This window comes from Komagataeibacter sp. NFXK3 (genome assembly GCF_054182245.1).
Map to the genome: position 1 here is coordinate 160,752 of NZ_JAPIVJ010000007.1, position 15,618 is coordinate 176,369.

A 15,618-nucleotide genomic window follows, 5' to 3' on the forward strand; every position below is an offset into this window, starting at 1 on the left:
GCGCATGCCTTCTACGTATGAGGCCAGGCAGGTGACCCATACCCGCGCTGATATGGACCGTGAACTGAAGGCCAGCGTTGTACCATGGTTGCGCCAGCAGGGGTTCAGGGGATCGCTGACCCACTTCCGGCGCCCCGGTCCCGATGCAATCGACCTGCTGACCTTCCGGTTCGACCCGCGTGGTGGCGGATAGTGCTGGAAGTGGCCCGATGCGCGCCACAGGACTATACGATGGCCCGGGGGCATTCATATCGCCGCGTAAGGTGACGGCGTGGCACATGACGCGCAAAAGGGAGCGTATTACTCCGGAAGATACGTATCTCAAGGCGAAGTGGTTCAGGTTTGACCAGCATGCGCCGCAGGAACTTGCGGCAGTCACGATCGAAAAACTGTCTGATCCAGCCTTGTGGCCATCGCTGCCTGTGGCGCCGCCCTCCGGGCAAGCCTCCGGGCCGGAATGAACCGCGCATCCCGCAACGCGGCATGATGCGGTCGGGCGGTGACTCTTTAGATCAGGCCGGACCTGATCGGACCAGCAAGGCTCCGGCCAGATCCGGATCATGGCCCAGCAGGTATGGGTCTCCCATTCCCTGCCGTAACCGCTGGCCGCAGGCGGCCATCATGTCGCCTGCATGACACAGGCCAAACGGGCCTGCATCTGGCGCAGTAGGAGGGTCATCATGCCTTCCTGCCAGAAGATCTCTTTCAGGTCAGGTTTTCCAGTCCGGTATGCCGCTCGATCAGCGTGGCGCTGGCCGTGTTCAGCCCGGTCAGGCGCACCTGCATGCCCAGCGCCTTCATCCGGCTCACCAGTTCTTCCACGGCGCTAGCGGCGGTCATGTCCCACAGATGGGCATGGGTGAGGTCTATGGTGATGTCGCGGGCGGTGTCGTGCAGGTCGAACGCATCGGTAAATCCGTCGGATGAAGCAAAGAACACCTGCCCGTTCACGATATAGGTACGGCTGAGGCCATCGGGGGAAAGCGTGCTGGTGACCGACAGCATGTTCGACACCTGAAAGGCGAAGAACAGGCCATTGAGCAGCACGCCCACGGCAACACCTGCGGCGAGGTCATGCGTGCCCACCACAACCGCAACGGTAGCCAGCATGATGACGCTGGTCGTGCGCGGGTGGTGCGCCAGATCACGCAGCGACCCCCATGAGAACGTGCTGGCCGAGACCATGATCATGATCGCAACGAGGGCGGCCACCGGCACCTGCGCCACCCACGGGCGCAATGCTACCATCAGCAGCAGCAGGAACGCACCCGCCACGAAGGTGGAAAGCCGTCCCCGCCCGCCATAGCGCAGGTTGCCCACCGTCTGGCCAATCATGCCGCAGCCTGCAATGCCGCCAAACAGGCCGACTGCAATATTGGCCACGCCAAGGCCCATGCATTCCTGTTTCTTGCTGCTGTGGGTGTCGGTCATGTCATCGACCACGCGGGCGGTCATCATGGATTCGAGCATGCCCACGCTGGCCATGGCCAGGGCGTAGGGTGCTATGATGCCCAGCGTATCAAGCGAGAATGGCACATCAGGCAGGACCAGATGCGGCAGGCTGTCGGGCAGGCGGCCCAGATCGGCCACCGTATGCAGCGGCATGGGCCAGGCCACGGCCACCACCGTCAGCACCACGATGCAGATGAGCGGCGAGGGGATGGCGGTAAAGAAGCGCGGCACCATGTAGATGATGACAAGCCCCAACGCGATCATGGCATAGGTATGCCACGTGACATGCAGCATGTGCGGCAGCTGGGCCGAAAAGATCAGGATGGCCAGCGCGTTGACGAACCCGGTGCGCACCGGGCGCGAGACATAGCGCATGAGCACGTCGAGCTTGAGAATGCCGAACAGGACCTGCAGCAGGCCGCACAGGAGTGTGGCCGCCAGCAGGTACTGCACGCCATGCCCGCGCACCAGCGCTGCCGCCACCAGCGCCACCGAGCCCGCGGCCCCCGAGATCATGCCTGACCGCCCGCCCGTGAACGCAATGACCACGCTGATGACAAAGGAGGCATAAAGGCCAACGGCCGGGTCCACCCCCGCCACGAAGGAAAACGCGATGACCTCGGGGATCAGCGCGAATGTGCCGACCATCCCGGCCAGGGTGTCGCGCGTGATGTTGCCGAACCATTCCTGGCGGTAGCGGGCAAGTGCTGACATGTAAAAAACGGGGCCTTTCAGGGTAGGGGAATCAGGTGTCGGCTATGGTCATGTCCGCGCGCCGCCACCAGCATCGGGGGGCCGCGCGGGGCTGGGGCAGGACCGCGAGCGGGTCGCCGCTGTAACGGACCGTGTTGGTGGGCGTTTCCTGTATTTCAATGGCCGCACAGGTCAGCGCCCCGCCATCGGCGGCAAGGAAGGCATTGAGCTTGGCCATGAGCAGGCAGGCCAGCAGTTCGGTCGTGGGGTCGCCCGGCGTGACCATGATGCGGGCCGCGCGCCCGGGTTCATGCTGGCGGAACCACGCCAGCAGCGGGTCGCCCTCGGCAAGTTGCAGCGCATGGTCGACATGGTTGTCGATAAAGCCATGCCACACCCCCTTGGCGCGTTCGAAGGGCATGACCATGTTCGCTCCGCCATCAAGCGGCGCGGGTGTTGCCGCGCGCAGGTGCACGCGCACGTATTCATTATGCCCGTGCGGCAGGGCGCAGCGCTCGCTGCTACCTGCCAGCAGCCGGTGCGCCATGGAAAAGCGACGGCTGAAAACCAGTTCAAACATGGTGTTTCTGTGCCATGAACCGCTCCCACCCCGCCTTGCGCAGCAGGCAGGCCGGGCATGTGCCACACCCATGCCCCCATTCATGCAGCACGCCGCGTGTGCCGAGGTAGCAGCTGTGGCTCTCGTGGTTGATCAGCCGCACCAGTGCCGCGCCACCAAGCTGCTCGGCCAGCTCCCAGGTCTGGGCCTTGTCGATCCACATGAGCGGGGTATGGAGGATGTAATGGCTGGCCATGCCCAGGTTGAGGGTGACCTGCAGGGACTTGATCGTGTCATCGCGGCAGTCGGGGTAGCCGGAATAGTCCGTCTCGCACACGCCAGTCACGATGTGGCGAATATTGCGGCGCGCGGCCAGGGCTGCGGCAAAGGTGAGGAAGATGATGTTGCGACCGGGCACGAAGGTGTTGGGCAGGCCGCCTTCGGTCAGCGCAATTTCCGCCTCGCGCGTCAGCGCCGTGTCCGACACGGTGCCAAGGGCTGCGAGGTCAAGCGTGTGGTCGGCGCCGAGGCGCTGCGCCCATGTGGGGTTGAGCCGCGCCATGCCATCGCGCAGCGTGGCGCGGCATTCCAGCTCCACCGCGTGCCGCTGCCCGTAATCGAAACCCAGCGTTTCCACCCGGCCAAACCGCGCCAGCGCCCAGGCGAGGCAGGTGGCTGAATCCTGCCCGCCGGAAAACAGGACCAGGGCTGCTTCGTTCTCGGGCCTGGAGGGAGGGGGAGGGGAAACGCTCATGTTCAGGGGATCCCGATCAGCTTGTGGGTCTGGAGCGACAGCCGCCATTGCGGGTGGCGCATGCAGTAGTCAACCGCTGCCGCCGTGTTGTGGTTGCGGCGCGCGTCATCCATGGGCTGGAGCCAGAACTGCCCGAAATCCAGTTCCGCCACCTGTTGGGGCATCAGGTCGGGCTGGGGATAGACCAGCTTGAGTTCATGCCCCGATTTCTGCACCAGCACGGCGCCCGCCTTGGGGCTGACGCACAGCCAGTCTATACCGGCGGGGGCGGCCAGGGTGCCGTTGGTTTCCACCGCCACTTCAAAACCGCGTGCATGGACTGCGGCAATCAGCGCCGCATCAAGCTGGAGCAGGGGCTCGCCGCCGGTAAACACCACGAAGGCCCGCGCGGTGTCAGGGCCGGGCCATTGTGCGGCGATGGCATCAGCCAGGGCATCGGCATCGGCAAAGCGGCCGCCGCCCGTGCCATCCGTCCCGATGAAATCCGTATCACAGAACTGGCAGATGGCCTTTGCACGGTCACGCTCCAGCCCGCTCCACAGGTTGCAGCCTGCAAAGCGGCAGAACACGGCGGTGCGGCCAGCCTGTGCGCCCTCACCCTGCAGGGTGGGAAAGATTTCCTTTACGGTATAGGACATGTTCCAGATTTCGTGATGCACGTGGCCAGATGAACAGGGCCAGCATGGGAAAATGCCCCGGCCGGTCCCCGCCCGGCCGCGTCGGGTTCAGCCCTGTTTGTGTGATGTATGCATGCCCAGCCGGTCCAGCAACTGCCGGTCGCGCAGGGCGGCGGGATTGGGCGTGGTCAGCAGGCGTTCGCCATAGAAAATGGAGTTGGCACCCGCCAGGAAGCACAGGGTCTGGGCTTCATCGCTCATGTCCTCGCGGCCTGCGGCAAGGCGCACGCGGCTGGCGGGCATGGTGATGCGGGCGGCAGCGATGGTGCGCACGAATTCGATCGGGTCAACCGCCTCGGCCCTGTCGGCCAGCGGCGTGCCTTCCACGCGTACGAGCATGTTGATCGGCACGCTCTCGGGGTGGCGGGGCAGGCTGGCCAGGGTGGCGATCATGCCCGCGCGGTCGGTGCTGTCCTCGCCCATGCCCACGATCCCGCCACAGCAGACATTGATGCCCGCGTCGCGCACGTTCTCCAGCGTATCGAGCCGGTCCTGGAAGGTGCGGGTGGAGATGATGTCGCCATAATATTCGGGCGAGGTATCGATGTTGTGGTTGTAGTAGTCCAGCCCGGCATCCTTGAGCTTGTGGGCCTGGCTGTTGTCGAGCATGCCCAGGGTCACGCAGCTTTCCAGCCCCAGCGCCTTCACGCCCTCGACCATGGCGCACACGGTCTCGAGGTCATGCTCCTTGGGGCTGCGCCACGCGGCCCCCATGCAGAAGCGCGCGGCCCCCGCGGCCTTGGCGGCGCGGGCTTCCTTCAGTACTTCCTCCACGGCCATGAGGCGGCTGGCCTTGACGCCGCCATCCTCATGCACCGCGCTCTGCGGGCAGTAGGCGCAGTCCTCCGGGCAGCCGCCGGTCTTGATCGACAGCAGGGTGGATATCTGCATTTCCGTGGGGTCAAAGCGTGCGCGGTGCACGGTCTGGGCACGGTAGATCAGGTCGGGGAAGGGCAGGGCCATGAGGGCCGCGACTTCATCGCGCGTCCAGTCCGTGCGGACGGGGGGCATGGCGGTGCCATGCAAGGGCAGGGTATCCGGGCTGCTCCCATCGGGCATCGGGCTCAGGTCCTCTGGCAGGGGGTGGAAAAAACGCTTCCGGCTGTGCCATACAAAACCGGCGATGGCCACTCTTTTATTCCTATGGCGCCATCGCCGGAAACGGGGGTCAGCCCAGCACGCGGGCCAGTGTCGTGCCCAGTTCGGCGGGGCTGGGGGCGACATGGATGCCCGCCTCGCGCAGGGCCTCGATCTTGGCGCCTGCGGTCTCGTGCCCGCCGGTAATGACCGCGCCCGCATGGCCCATGCGGCGGCCGGGAGGGGCGGTGGCACCGGCAATGAAGCCCACCACGGGCTTGTGCGTGCCGCTGGCGCGGATCAGTTCCGCCCCGTCGATTTCCGACGTGCCGCCGATCTCGCCGATCATGACGATGGAATGCGTGTCGGGATCCTCGATCATGCGGGCGAGCACATCGGTGAAGTCCATGCCCTTGACCGGGTCGCCGCCAATGCCCACGCAGGTGCTCTGGCCCTGGCCGATGGCGGTGGTCTGGGCCACGGCCTCATAGGTCAGGGTGCCCGAGCGCGAGACGATGCCCACATGCCCGCGGCGGTGGATGGGACCGGGCATGATGCCGATCTTACATTCATCAGGCGTGATGATGCCCGGGCAGTTGGGGCCGATGAGCAGGCTGCCCGACAGCTCGAGGGCGGCGCGCACGCGCACCATGTCCTGCACGGGAATGCCCTCGGTAATGCACACGATCAGGGGAATGCCTGCGGCAATGGCCTCAAGGATGGCATCGGCGGCGCCGGCGGGCGGCACGTAGATGACCGATGCATCAGCCCCGGTCGCATCCCGCGCCTGGGCCACGGTGTCGAACACCGGCAGGCCCAGATGCACGCTGCCGCCCTTGCCGGGGGTCACGCCGCCGACCATGTGGGTGCCGTAGGCCAGCGCCTGCTCGGTGTGGAAGGTGCCCTGCGCGCCGGTAAAGCCCTGCGTGATCACCTTGGTGGATTTGTTGACGAGAATGGACATGCGCTTCAGACTCCCGCGTTACGGACGGCGGCTACGATCTTGCGGGCGGCATCGCCCAAATCATCGGCGGGGATGATGGTCAGGCCGGATTCAGCCAGCAGTGCCTTGCCGCGATCGACATTGGTGCCCGCCAGGCGCACCACCAGCGGCACGTTCAGCCCGGTCTCGTGCGAGGCGGCGATGATGGCCTCGGCAATCACGTCGCAGCGCATGATGCCGCCAAAGATGTTGACCAGGATGCCGCGCACCTTGGGGTCGCCGATGAGGATGCGGAAGGCCGCCGCCACGCGCTCTTTTGACGCGCCGCCGCCAACATCGAGGAAGTTGGCCGGCTCCTCGCCTTCCATCTTGATGATGTCCATCGTGGCCATGGCCAGGCCCGCGCCGTTGACCATGCAGCCGATATTGCCATCCAGCCCCACATAGGCCAGGCCGTATTCGGCCGCCTCGCGCTCACGGGGGTCTTCCTCGTGCTCGTCGCGCAGCTTCGCAATCTCGGGGTGGCGGTAGAGCGCGTTCTCGTCGAACGACATCTTGGCATCGAGGGCAAGCAGGTCGCCCGCCCCGGTCACGACCAGGGGGTTAACCTCGACAATGGCGGCATCAAGGCTGGTGAAGGCGGTATAGGCCGCGCGCACCACGCTCTGGAACGCGCGGATCTCGCGTCCCTTCAGGCCCAGGCGCACGGCCAGCGCGCGTGACTGGTAGTCGCACAGGCCCTTCGCGGGGTCGATATATTCCTTGAAGATGCGCTCGGGCGTGCGGGCGGCGACCTCCTCGATCTCCATGCCGCCATCGGGCGAGGCAACAATGACCACGCGCCCGGTCACCCGGTCGACCAGCATGGAAAAATACAGCTCGCGTGCGATGTCGCAGCCGGATTCGACATACAGCGTGCGCACGAGGCGGCCCGCAGGCCCGGTCTGCTTGGTCACGAGTACCTGGCCAAGCATGGCGTGGGCGGCCTGTTCCACCTCGGCGGGCGTGCGGGCGAGGCGCACGCCGCCCTTGCCCTCGGGCTTGCCCGCAAAATGCCCGGCCCCGCGCCCACCGGCGTGGATCTGCGCCTTGACTACGGTAACCGGCGCGCCCAGCGCCTTTGCTGCGGCGGTGGCCTCATCGGCGGTGGTGGCGGCATGTCCTTCAGGCACGGGCATGCCGTAGGAGCGCAGGAGCGCCTTTGCCTGATATTCATGAATATTCATGTGGCGACCCAATCTGTCGTTCTTATTGGCGGTGTCGGGCTAGCCCCCTAGCATGATTTGGCAGCGCAATGACAGGGGGTGGGATGGTGTCAGGATTGGCGTAAACATGAAACATGTGTCATGTCCTCTTCATCAATGGCACGCTGTGCGCGCCTTAATGGAGAAAAAATACAAGAGCAGGTTGCGATGAAACACTGGCGCATTGAACAGATGAACTGGAACAGTTTCGACCCGCAACGGGTGGACCCTGACATGATACCTGTCATCAAGGCAGCATCGGTCGTGGAGCGTAATGGCCTTGATTATGCCCGCTACCTGAAAAACGTCTTTGCCGATGACCCCGCCTTTGCCCGTGCGGCGGATAACTGGGCGGTGGAGGAAGTGCAGCACGGCGATGCGCTGGGCCGCTGGGCCATGCTGGCCGACCCGAGCTGGGACTACATGGCCGCCTTCACCCGCTACCGGCAGGCCTACAGCCTCGACCTTGACGTGAATGCCTCCATCCGTGGCTCGCGCACGGGGGAGCTGATCGCGCGCTGCATGGTCGAGACGGGCACGTCCTCCTTTTACAGCGCCTTGGCCGATGCCACCGACGAGCCGCTGCTCAAGGCCATATGCAAGCAGATCGCGGCGGACGAATACCGCCATTTCAAGCTGTTCTATGACCATATGCGCCGCTACCTGCGGCGTGAGCGCCTGGGCGCATGGCAGCGCACCCGCATTGCCCTGGGCCGGGTGACGGAAAGCGAGGATGACGAACTGGCGTCCGCCTTCCACACCACCAACGAACCCGCCTCCACGCCCTACGACCACCGCCGCTGCATCGCGGCCTACATGTCGCGTGCGCTGCGGCTGTACAAGCCGCGCCATGCCGTGCGGGTTACGGGCATGATTCTGAAAACCATTGGCTGGACGCCCCACGGGCGGCTGAGCGGGCTGATCAGCAGTGCGGTGTACCGCCTGCTCATGATGCGCCAGCGCAAATTCGCGCGGATGACCGCCGCAGCCTGACCCCGTGCTGCCGCATGAAAGGAACGAAGACTGAAAATGAAGGTGCGTGACATCAGGGCGGGACAGGCTGCCATCATCGCGGCGGGCTGCCTGTTCATGGCGGGAACCGCGTGGGCGGATGACGCGCCTGCAACGCCCGCCCCGGACGCCGCCGTGGCCCCGGTTCCGGCCCCGACTGCGCCTGTGCCCCCGGCTCCGGCTCAGGTTCCGGCATCAACTGCTCCTGTGGTTCCGGCTCAGGCTCCGGCATCAGCCGCCCCTGTGGCTCCAGCTCAGGCCCCTGCATCAGCCGCTCCTGCGGCCCCGGTTTCAGTCCCGGCCCCAGCCGCCGCTGCGGCTCCGGTTCCCGCTCCGGCCAGTGCGGCGGCAGCGCCAGCCGAGCCGCCGGTCAGCGATGCCACGCGCGCCGAACGGCTCATGGCCTCGCAGGTGGGGCTGCTGCGCTTCACCTCGGCGGGCTTTCATCGCGGCCTTGTGCGCCATATCGTGCTGTTCCGCTTTCTGCCCACCATCACCGATGACCAGCGTGCGGAGGTGGTGCGCCGGTTCCTGGCGCTGGCCCGCACGTCGCGGCGCGAGGATGGCTCGCCCGTTGTCGTCTCGATCGAGACCGGCGCCCAGATCAGCGGCGAGGGCGTGGATGAGGGGCTGCAGCAGGCCTTCGTGGTCACCTTCCGCTCGGAGGGAGATCGCAATTATTACGTGGGCCGCCCGGTCGTGACGGACCCGGCCTATTTCGACCCCGCGCATGAAGCCTTCAAGAAATTCGCGGCACCCTATATCGTCACCACCCTCGTATTTGACTATGCCGTTGCATCCGCGCATCCCCAGAACAGGGCGCCGGTCCAGACCGGGCACGCGGCGCAGGTTCCCCAGCAGCAGGGCTGACGGGCCGGGCACACTTGCCACCAAGGAGTGAAACTACATGACCACCGTGACCCTCGGGCACCTTGATGAAACCGTGCAGCAGGCCTCCGCCGCCGCTGTCGCCCGCGTGCTGGAAGCCTATGAGCTGGAAATCGAATACGTCGTTGCCCCGCGCGCGGAGATGATCGAGCACATGCGCCGTGGCGATGTGGACCTGTTCGTCTCGGCCTGGCTGCCTGATGTCGATGCCGCCTTCCTCGCCCCCGAGCTGGGCATGGAAGCCTTCGGCCAGCTTTATCGCCCCGCCTTTGGCTGGGGCGTGCCCGAGGCCGCGGCCACGGGCGTGACCTCGGTTGCCGGGCTTGCCGCGGCCGACTGCCCCGTAAGCCGCGAGATCGTGACCCCCGCCTCGCTGCTCGACCGGGTGCGCCAGGTCGTGGCCGCCTATAACCTGACCGAGGCGGGCTACACCATCGCCGCGCGCCCCGATGCAGAGGCATATGACCACGCAGCCCGGGTGCTTGAGGGCAGCCTGCCCGAGATCATTCCCGCCTGGCAGCCTTCCTTCGTGCATTACGGCCAGAAGCTGCTCGCACTTGATGACCCCAAGGGCAGCTACGGCGCGGAGCAGGAAGCCCGCATCCTGCTGCGCTCGGTCGCCCGGCCCGAAATGGATACCGACCTGCTTGACGAGCTTGATGAGCTGACGCTGGGCAACAAGGTGGTCAGCGCGCTCGACCATGCCATGCGCTTCGAGGGCATGAGCGCTGAAGACGCCGCCGAGGCCTGGCAGCGCGGCAAGCTGCTGCCGCGCTGAGGCCCATCATGACCCGTGATGAAAGCGCCATCCCCACTCCGCATGACGGGCGTGATGCCGGGCTGCTTGCCCAGTACGAGCATTACCCCTATCCCGCCCGCGACCCGCGTGAGGAAAAGAGCAGGCTGCTGATCGGCAGCCCCAGCCACCTGCGCGAGATCGATTACTGGGTGTTTGGCGCCACCCGCCCGCGTTCGCAGCCATTGCGGGTGCTGGTGGCGGGGTGCGGCACGGGTGATGGCGCGATCATGCTGGCCACTCACATGGCGCGGACCGGGCGGCCGGGTGAGGTGCTGTGCCTCGACCGCTCGCCCGCGGCGCTCGACATTGTCAGCAAACGCGCTGCGGTGCGCGGGCTGGAGAACATGCGCTTCGTGCGCGGCGACCTGACCGATATCGCGCAGGTGGCCCCCGGCCCGTTCGACTACATCGACTGCTGCGGCGTGCTGCATCACCTGCCCGACCCCGATGCGGGGCTTGCGGCCCTCGAGCGCGTGCTTGCGCCCGGTGGCGGCATGGGGCTGATGGTCTATGCGCCTTATGGCCGCACGGGCGTGTATATGCTGCAAGACGCCCTTGAGCGCCTTGCCCCGGTGGATGAGGCCCCGAAGGGGCGGCTCGATGTGGCCCGCCGCGTCATGCGCCATCTGCCCGCCACCGCCTGGCTGCGGCAGAATACCAATTTTGGCGATCACCTGACCGGGGGCGACGCAGGGCTGTATGACCTGCTGCTCAACCCGCGTGACAGGGCCTATGACATAACCGCCTTCCACGCCCTGCTGGACCGCGCGGGGCTGGCGGCGGCCTGCCTGATGGAACCCGCCCGCTACGACCCCGCCCTGCTGCTGCCTGACCCACGCCTGCGCGAGCGGATTGCGGCCCTGCCCGAACGCGCCCGCCAGGCCGTGGCGGAGGACGTGGCCGGCAACATGGCCACCCATGTCGCCTATGTGCGCCGCATGGGCGAGCCGGTTGTGCGGGCCGACCCGTTTGCGCCAGATGCCGTGCCCGTCATGCGCGAGATTCCCGGCCTTGAACTCGCCCGCATGATGGGGGGCGATGACCGGCTGCCCTTCGCGTTCGGCACGCTTCAGGTCGCCATTGCCCTGCCGCCGCAGGCGCGTGGCATCCTGCCGCTGATCGATGGCGAGCGCACGGTGGCCGATCTTGCCGCCATCATGGAAACGCGGGGTGTCTCGGCCAGCCGCTTTGCCAAAATCTGGGCGCAGATGTTCACCACGCTGGAATCGCTCAACCGGGTGCTGCTGCGCGCGCCTGCCTGAGGGACCATGCCACAGCCGCCGCTGCCCATCGTCATATTCGGCGCAAGGCTCCAGCCTGATGGTGCGCCGGGCCGCACCCTGTGGTTGCGGGTGGTGGCCGCCTACACCTTTGGCGCGGCCCGTACCCCGGTGCTGTACGTGCCTACCGGAGGTGTGTCGCCCCCTTCGGGCCTGCGTGAGGGCGATGTCATGGGCACCATGCTGGAAGCCGCGGGCGTGCCGCCTGATGCCGTGCTGGTGGAAGGTACCGCACCCGACACGCTGGCTTCCGTCATCGCCTGCACGCGGCTGCTGCGCCAGCGCGGGCATGCTGGGCCGGTGGCGGTGGCCAGCAGCGCCTATCACCTGCCACGCTGCCTTGTGCTCATGCGCATGATGGGCTGGCAGGTCATGCGCGTGCCGCCACCACCCGTGCCCGCCGCCCGCCGGTGGGGCAAGCGGTGGTTCTGGCGCCTGCGCGAGGTGGCGGCCGTGCCGTGGGATGTGCTTTTGCTGGCAGCCTATCGGCTCCGCGCGGGGCGCGATGGTGATTGACACTGCCCGCCCCAGCCCGCATCACGCGGATGAACCCAAGAACCATAGTTAGTCTGGATGGAAGTCATGCCTGTGCAAGCCTTTGTTTTCCCCGGTCAGGGAAGTCAGTCAGTTGGAATGGGGCGCGACCTCGCCGAGGCCTTCGCCCCGGCGCGCGAAGTGTTCCAGGAAGTTGATGAGGCGCTGGGCCAGCATCTCTCCAAACTCATGTTCGAAGGCCCGATGGAGGACCTGACCCGCACCGACAACGCCCAGCCTGCGCTCATGGCCGTCTCGCTGGCCGTGCTGCGGGTGCTGGAGCGCGAAGGCGGCGTGGAGCTCAAGCGCGACGTGGCGCTGGTGGCGGGTCACTCGCTGGGCGAATATTCGGCCCTTGCGGCTGCCGGTGCGCTGGGCATTGCCCAGACCGCCCGCCTGCTGCGCCTGCGCGGCAACGCCATGCAGGCTGCCGTGCCGCCGGGCAGGGGCGGCATGGCGGCGTTGATTGGCGTGGGCATGGACATGGCGCGCGCCGCCAGCCTGTGCGCCGAGGCCGCAACCTATACCGATGAGGCGGGCAAGGCCCACAAACAGATCATCGAAGTCGCCAACGACAATGGCGGCGGCCAGGTGGTTGTGGCGGGCGAGATGGCGGCGATCGACCGCGTGATCGAGCTGGCCAAGGCGCAGGGCGTCAAGCGCGCGCTCAAGCTGCCGGTCTCCGCCCCTTTCCACTGCTCGATGATGGAACCCGCGGCCGAGGCCATGCGCAAGGCGCTGGACGAGGCCGAGATCAAGGCCCCCGTCGTGCCCGTGGTGGCCAACGTAACGGCGGCCAAGGTGAGTGACCCGGCCACGATCCGCGACCTGCTGGTGCGCCAGATTACCGGCACCGTGCGCTGGCGCGAAAGCGTGGATGCGATGGTGGCCATGGGCGTGGACAGCTTTGTCGAGATCGGCTCGGGCAAGGTGCTGGCGGGGCTGGTCAAGCGCATCAATGGCGATGTCGCGACCCGCTCGGTCGGCACGCCGGCCGATATCGAAGCCTATCTGGCCGCGCGCTGAAACAACGCCCCCCGGCCCGCGTGCCGGGGGCATTCTGATTGATGGATACCGAAGGGAACGGACAGCTCATGTTCAGGCTGGATGGAAAAGTAGCGCTGGTAACCGGCGCATCGGGGGGAATCGGGCGCGAGATCGTGCGCGCGCTGCATGCGCAGGGGGCCACGGTGGTGCTGTCAGGCACGCGCCAGGCCGTGCTGGAGGAGGTCGCAGCCAGCATCGGGGCTGAAGGTGGCGCTGACCGCCTGCATGTCTGCCCCGCTGACCTGTCGGATGCCACGGCGGCCGATGCGCTGGTCGCCGCAGCCGAGGAAAAGGCAGGTGCGCCGCTTGCCATTTTAGTCAACAACGCGGGGCTGACGCGCGACACGCTTGCGATTCGGATGAAAGACGAGGACTGGAGCCGCGTGCTGGACGTGGACCTCGCCGCCCCCTTCCGCCTGTGCCGCGCAGCACTCAAGGGCATGCTGCGCCGCAGGGCGGGGCGCATCATCAACATCGCCTCCGTGGTGGGGGTGACGGGCAATGCAGGCCAGGCCAACTACGCCGCCGCCAAGGCAGGCATGATCGGCATGGGCAAGTCGCTGGCGCAGGAGGCGGGCAGCCGTGGCGTGACCGTGAACACGCTGGCGCCGGGCTTCATCCAGACCGCCATGACCGACGTGCTGCCTGACGCGCAGAAGGAAAAGCTGGTCGGTTCCATCCCGCTCGGCCGCATGGGCCAGCCCGGTGACATCGCACCGGCGGTGGTCTATCTGGCATCGGATGAGGCCGGATGGGTCACGGGGGCCACGCTTCATGTCAATGGTGGCATGGCGATGGTCTGAGCAATGTGATATTTTGCTGGACAGCGGGCCTGAAGTGACAAAAAAGATAGTCCTGACAGCCCAGCTGTCCCCTTAATTGCGGGGCGTGCGGACAGGAAATGCAAACGCCGCCTTGGCGATTGCATCAAAACCGTGCTAATCGCCCGCAGCTTCGTCCGAAGCGGGCCGGTGTACGTCATCGGTTTGCAGGGACGTTACAGGACGAACACGTTTCGAACCGCCCGTTTCTTCAGGGGCAGACAGGAAGCAGAGACAGATGAGCGAAATCGCCGATAAGGTTAAGAAGATCGTAGTCGAGCACCTTGGTGTTGACGAAAGCAAGGTCACCCCGGATGCCTCTTTCATCGACGATCTGGGCGCCGACAGCCTCGACACGGTCGAGCTGGTCATGGCGTTCGAGGAAGCGTTCAGCGTCGAGATCCCCGAGGATGCAGCTGAAAAGATCACGACCGTGAAGGACGCGATCGACTACATCGAGAAGCAGAAAGCTGCCTGATCGACCCGTTTGTCGATCAATAGTTATTACGAATTCAGTCAGGTATCGTTACTTTCAGGAAGCAGGGCGGGTTGATGCAGTCTACCGGATCAATGTCTGGACAGCGGCGCGTTGTCGTAACCGGTATGGGTATGGTCAGCCCACTCGGACTGGGTGTTGAGCGCAACTGGTCGCGTATCGTGGCCGGAGAGAACGGCTTTGGCCGCATCTCATCGTTCGACGCCTCTGACCTGCCCGCGCAGGTTGCGGGCGAAGTGCCCGCTGGGCCTACGGAAAGTGGCGGCCTGACCCTTTCGGACTGGGTGCCCGTCAAGGACCAGAAAAAGATGGACCGCTTCATCCATCTCGGTCTTGTCGCGGCCACCGAGGCGGTCGAGGATTCAGGCTGGAAGCCGGAATCGGAAGAGGATCGCTGCCGCACCGGCGTCATGATCGGCTCTGGCATCGGCGGTCTTCAGACCATCTACGAGGCATCCGTGACGGTAAAGGAAGGCCGGGCCCGCAGGCTTTCACCTTTCTTCATCCCGTCCGCCCTGATCAACCTGGTCTCGGGGCATGTCTCGATCAAATACGGATTCAAGGGGCCGAACCATTCGGTCGTGACCGCCTGCGCCACCGGCGTGCACGCCATTGGCGATGCCGCCCGCATGATCATGCTCGGCGATGCCGACGTGATGGTAGCCGGTGGGGCCGAGGCCGCCGTGTGCCCGCTGGGCATTGCGGGGTTCTGCTCGGCCAAGGCGCTGTCCACCCACTTCAACGACACGCCGGAAAAAGCCTCCCGCCCGTGGGACCGTGACCGCGATGGTTTCGTGATGGGTGAGGGCGCCGGTATCGTGGTGCTGGAAGAATATGAGCACGCGAAAGCGCGCGGTGCCAAAATCTATGCCGAGGTGATCGGCTATGGCATGTCGGGCGATGCGCACCACATCACGGCGCCTGCCGCAGGCCATGAGGGCGCGTTCCGCGCCATGCAGAACGCCGTGCGCAGCGCGGGCCTGACCACGGCTGACATTCAGTACGTCAACGCCCATGGCACCTCCACCATGGCCGATGACCTTGAGCTTGATGCCGTCGAGCGCCTGTTTGGCGATGATGCGCGCAAGCTGGCCATGTCTTCCACCAAATCGGCCACGGGGCACCTGCTGGGTGCAGCAGGCGCGGTCGAGGCGATCTATTCCATCCTCGCCATTCGCGACAATGTGGCCCCGCCCACGCTCAACCTCGACAATCCCTCACGCGAGAGCGTGATCGACCGGGTGGCGCATACGGCGCAGGAGCGCAAGATCGACACCATCCTGTCCAACAGCTTCGGCTTTGGGGGCACCAACGCCAGCGTCATCCTGCGCGGCGTGTAGGAC

General features: G+C 66.0%; 18 protein-coding genes. 11 read left to right on the plus strand and 7 right to left on the minus strand.

Features of this window, described 5'->3' with window-relative positions; all coding sequences use genetic code 11:
* Positions 1–4 precede the first annotated feature (4 nt).
* Both OQZ28_RS09625 and OQZ28_RS09630 read left to right on the plus strand, forming a co-directional pair.
* Positions 5–193: a DUF4304 domain-containing protein gene (locus tag OQZ28_RS09625; protein WP_458135959.1), complete on the plus strand. Its 189-nt coding sequence runs from the start codon at positions 5–7 to the stop codon at positions 191–193.
* A gap of 85 nt (positions 194–278) precedes the next feature.
* Positions 279–461, plus strand: coding sequence for a hypothetical protein (locus OQZ28_RS09630; protein ID WP_458135960.1), 183 nt, complete (start codon positions 279–281; stop codon positions 459–461).
* 244 nt (positions 462–705) lie between these two features.
* On the opposite strand, the gene OQZ28_RS09635 is transcribed toward OQZ28_RS09630, so the two are convergent.
* The 7 genes from OQZ28_RS09635 to sucC form a co-directional block, all read right to left on the minus strand.
* Positions 706–2,166: a SulP family inorganic anion transporter gene (locus OQZ28_RS09635; RefSeq protein WP_458135961.1), complete on the minus strand. Its 1,461-nt coding sequence runs from the start codon at positions 2,164–2,166 to the stop codon at positions 706–708.
* Positions 2,167–2,197: 31 nt separating this feature from the next.
* Positions 2,198–2,725, minus strand: a complete 528-nt coding sequence (locus tag OQZ28_RS09640; RefSeq protein ID WP_130731298.1) for a 6-pyruvoyl trahydropterin synthase family protein — start codon at positions 2,723–2,725, stop codon at positions 2,198–2,200.
* Positions 2,718–3,458, minus strand: a complete 741-nt coding sequence (gene queC, locus OQZ28_RS09645) for a 7-cyano-7-deazaguanine synthase QueC (RefSeq protein ID WP_130731297.1) — start codon at positions 3,456–3,458, stop codon at positions 2,718–2,720. Before queC ends, OQZ28_RS09640 begins: the two co-directional genes overlap by 8 nt.
* 2 nt (positions 3,459–3,460) lie before the next feature.
* Positions 3,461–4,096 (minus strand): 7-carboxy-7-deazaguanine synthase, encoded by a 636-nt coding sequence (gene queE, locus OQZ28_RS09650; protein WP_458135962.1) that lies wholly within the window; start codon positions 4,094–4,096, stop codon positions 3,461–3,463.
* Positions 4,097–4,183: 87 nt separating this feature from the next.
* Positions 4,184–5,194 carry a biotin synthase BioB gene (gene bioB / locus OQZ28_RS09655; RefSeq protein ID WP_130731295.1) on the minus strand — a complete coding sequence of 337 codons (1,011 nt, stop codon included), beginning with the start codon at positions 5,192–5,194 and terminating at the stop codon, positions 4,184–4,186.
* Positions 5,195–5,303: 109 nt separating this feature from the next.
* Positions 5,304–6,176: a succinate--CoA ligase subunit alpha gene (gene sucD, locus OQZ28_RS09660; RefSeq protein ID WP_130731294.1), complete on the minus strand. Its 873-nt coding sequence runs from the start codon at positions 6,174–6,176 to the stop codon at positions 5,304–5,306.
* A 5-nt stretch (positions 6,177–6,181) separates the two neighbouring features.
* The gene (gene sucC, locus OQZ28_RS09665; RefSeq protein WP_458135963.1) at positions 6,182–7,381 is read right to left on the minus strand and encodes an ADP-forming succinate--CoA ligase subunit beta; all 1,200 of its coding nucleotides are present in this window, start codon (positions 7,379–7,381) and stop codon (positions 6,182–6,184) included.
* A gap of 186 nt (positions 7,382–7,567) precedes the next feature.
* On the opposite strand from sucC, the gene OQZ28_RS09670 reads away from it, so the two are divergent.
* The 9 genes from OQZ28_RS09670 (at position 7,568) to fabF (ending at position 15,615) form a co-directional block, all read left to right on the plus strand.
* Entirely contained in the window at positions 7,568–8,392 is an 825-nt protein-coding gene (locus tag OQZ28_RS09670) for an acyl-ACP desaturase (RefSeq protein ID WP_130731292.1), read from the plus strand.
* A gap of 36 nt (positions 8,393–8,428) precedes the next feature.
* Entirely contained in the window at positions 8,429–9,280 is an 852-nt protein-coding gene (locus tag OQZ28_RS09675; protein WP_458135964.1) for a Dabb family protein, read from the plus strand.
* A gap of 37 nt (positions 9,281–9,317) precedes the next feature.
* On the plus strand, positions 9,318–10,076 hold the full coding sequence (locus OQZ28_RS09680) for a glycine betaine ABC transporter substrate-binding protein (protein ID WP_458135965.1): 759 nt from the start codon (positions 9,318–9,320) through the stop codon (positions 10,074–10,076).
* An 8-nt stretch (positions 10,077–10,084) separates the two neighbouring features.
* The gene (locus OQZ28_RS09685; protein ID WP_458135966.1) at positions 10,085–11,359 is read left to right on the plus strand and encodes a class I SAM-dependent methyltransferase; all 1,275 of its coding nucleotides are present in this window, start codon (positions 10,085–10,087) and stop codon (positions 11,357–11,359) included.
* A 6-nt stretch (positions 11,360–11,365) separates the two neighbouring features.
* Positions 11,366–11,893 (plus strand): YdcF family protein, encoded by a 528-nt coding sequence (locus tag OQZ28_RS09690; RefSeq protein ID WP_458135967.1) that lies wholly within the window; start codon positions 11,366–11,368, stop codon positions 11,891–11,893.
* A gap of 57 nt (positions 11,894–11,950) precedes the next feature.
* Entirely contained in the window at positions 11,951–12,937 is a 987-nt protein-coding gene (fabD, locus tag OQZ28_RS09695; protein ID WP_458135968.1) for an ACP S-malonyltransferase, read from the plus strand.
* Positions 12,938–13,005: 68 nt separating this feature from the next.
* On the plus strand, positions 13,006–13,761 hold the full coding sequence (fabG, locus tag OQZ28_RS09700; RefSeq protein WP_458135987.1) for a 3-oxoacyl-[acyl-carrier-protein] reductase: 756 nt from the start codon (positions 13,006–13,008) through the stop codon (positions 13,759–13,761).
* A gap of 256 nt (positions 13,762–14,017) precedes the next feature.
* Positions 14,018–14,257: an acyl carrier protein gene (locus OQZ28_RS09705; protein WP_003618476.1), complete on the plus strand. Its 240-nt coding sequence runs from the start codon at positions 14,018–14,020 to the stop codon at positions 14,255–14,257.
* Between the two features lie 92 nt (positions 14,258–14,349).
* A complete protein-coding gene (gene fabF, locus OQZ28_RS09710; RefSeq protein ID WP_242621792.1) occupies positions 14,350–15,615 on the plus strand; it encodes a beta-ketoacyl-ACP synthase II in 1,266 nt (421 codons plus the stop codon).
* Positions 15,616–15,618: the final 3 nt, after the last annotated feature.

Coding starts and splice junctions, on each gene's coding strand:
- OQZ28_RS09625 (WP_458135959.1), top strand. CDS start 5: ATGCCTTCTACGTATGAGGCCAGGCAGGTGACCCATACCCGCGCTGAT.
- OQZ28_RS09630 (WP_458135960.1), top strand. CDS start 279: ATGACGCGCAAAAGGGAGCGTATTACTCCGGAAGATACGTATCTCAAG.
- OQZ28_RS09635 (WP_458135961.1), bottom strand. CDS start 2,166: ATGTCAGCACTTGCCCGCTACCGCCAGGAATGGTTCGGCAACATCACG.
- OQZ28_RS09640 (WP_130731298.1), bottom strand. CDS start 2,725: ATGTTTGAACTGGTTTTCAGCCGTCGCTTTTCCATGGCGCACCGGCTG.
- queC (WP_130731297.1), bottom strand. CDS start 3,458: ATGAGCGTTTCCCCTCCCCCTCCCTCCAGGCCCGAGAACGAAGCAGCC.
- queE (WP_458135962.1), bottom strand. CDS start 4,096: ATGTCCTATACCGTAAAGGAAATCTTTCCCACCCTGCAGGGTGAGGGC.
- bioB (WP_130731295.1), bottom strand. CDS start 5,194: ATGCCCGATGGGAGCAGCCCGGATACCCTGCCCTTGCATGGCACCGCC.
- sucD (WP_130731294.1), bottom strand. CDS start 6,176: ATGTCCATTCTCGTCAACAAATCCACCAAGGTGATCACGCAGGGCTTT.
- sucC (WP_458135963.1), bottom strand. CDS start 7,381: ATGAATATTCATGAATATCAGGCAAAGGCGCTCCTGCGCTCCTACGGC.
- OQZ28_RS09670 (WP_130731292.1), top strand. CDS start 7,568: ATGAAACACTGGCGCATTGAACAGATGAACTGGAACAGTTTCGACCCG.
- OQZ28_RS09675 (WP_458135964.1), top strand. CDS start 8,429: ATGAAGGTGCGTGACATCAGGGCGGGACAGGCTGCCATCATCGCGGCG.
- OQZ28_RS09680 (WP_458135965.1), top strand. CDS start 9,318: ATGACCACCGTGACCCTCGGGCACCTTGATGAAACCGTGCAGCAGGCC.
- OQZ28_RS09685 (WP_458135966.1), top strand. CDS start 10,085: ATGACCCGTGATGAAAGCGCCATCCCCACTCCGCATGACGGGCGTGAT.
- OQZ28_RS09690 (WP_458135967.1), top strand. CDS start 11,366: ATGCCACAGCCGCCGCTGCCCATCGTCATATTCGGCGCAAGGCTCCAG.
- fabD (WP_458135968.1), top strand. CDS start 11,951: ATGGAAGTCATGCCTGTGCAAGCCTTTGTTTTCCCCGGTCAGGGAAGT.
- fabG (WP_458135987.1), top strand. CDS start 13,006: ATGTTCAGGCTGGATGGAAAAGTAGCGCTGGTAACCGGCGCATCGGGG.
- OQZ28_RS09705 (WP_003618476.1), top strand. CDS start 14,018: ATGAGCGAAATCGCCGATAAGGTTAAGAAGATCGTAGTCGAGCACCTT.
- fabF (WP_242621792.1), top strand. CDS start 14,350: ATGTCTGGACAGCGGCGCGTTGTCGTAACCGGTATGGGTATGGTCAGC.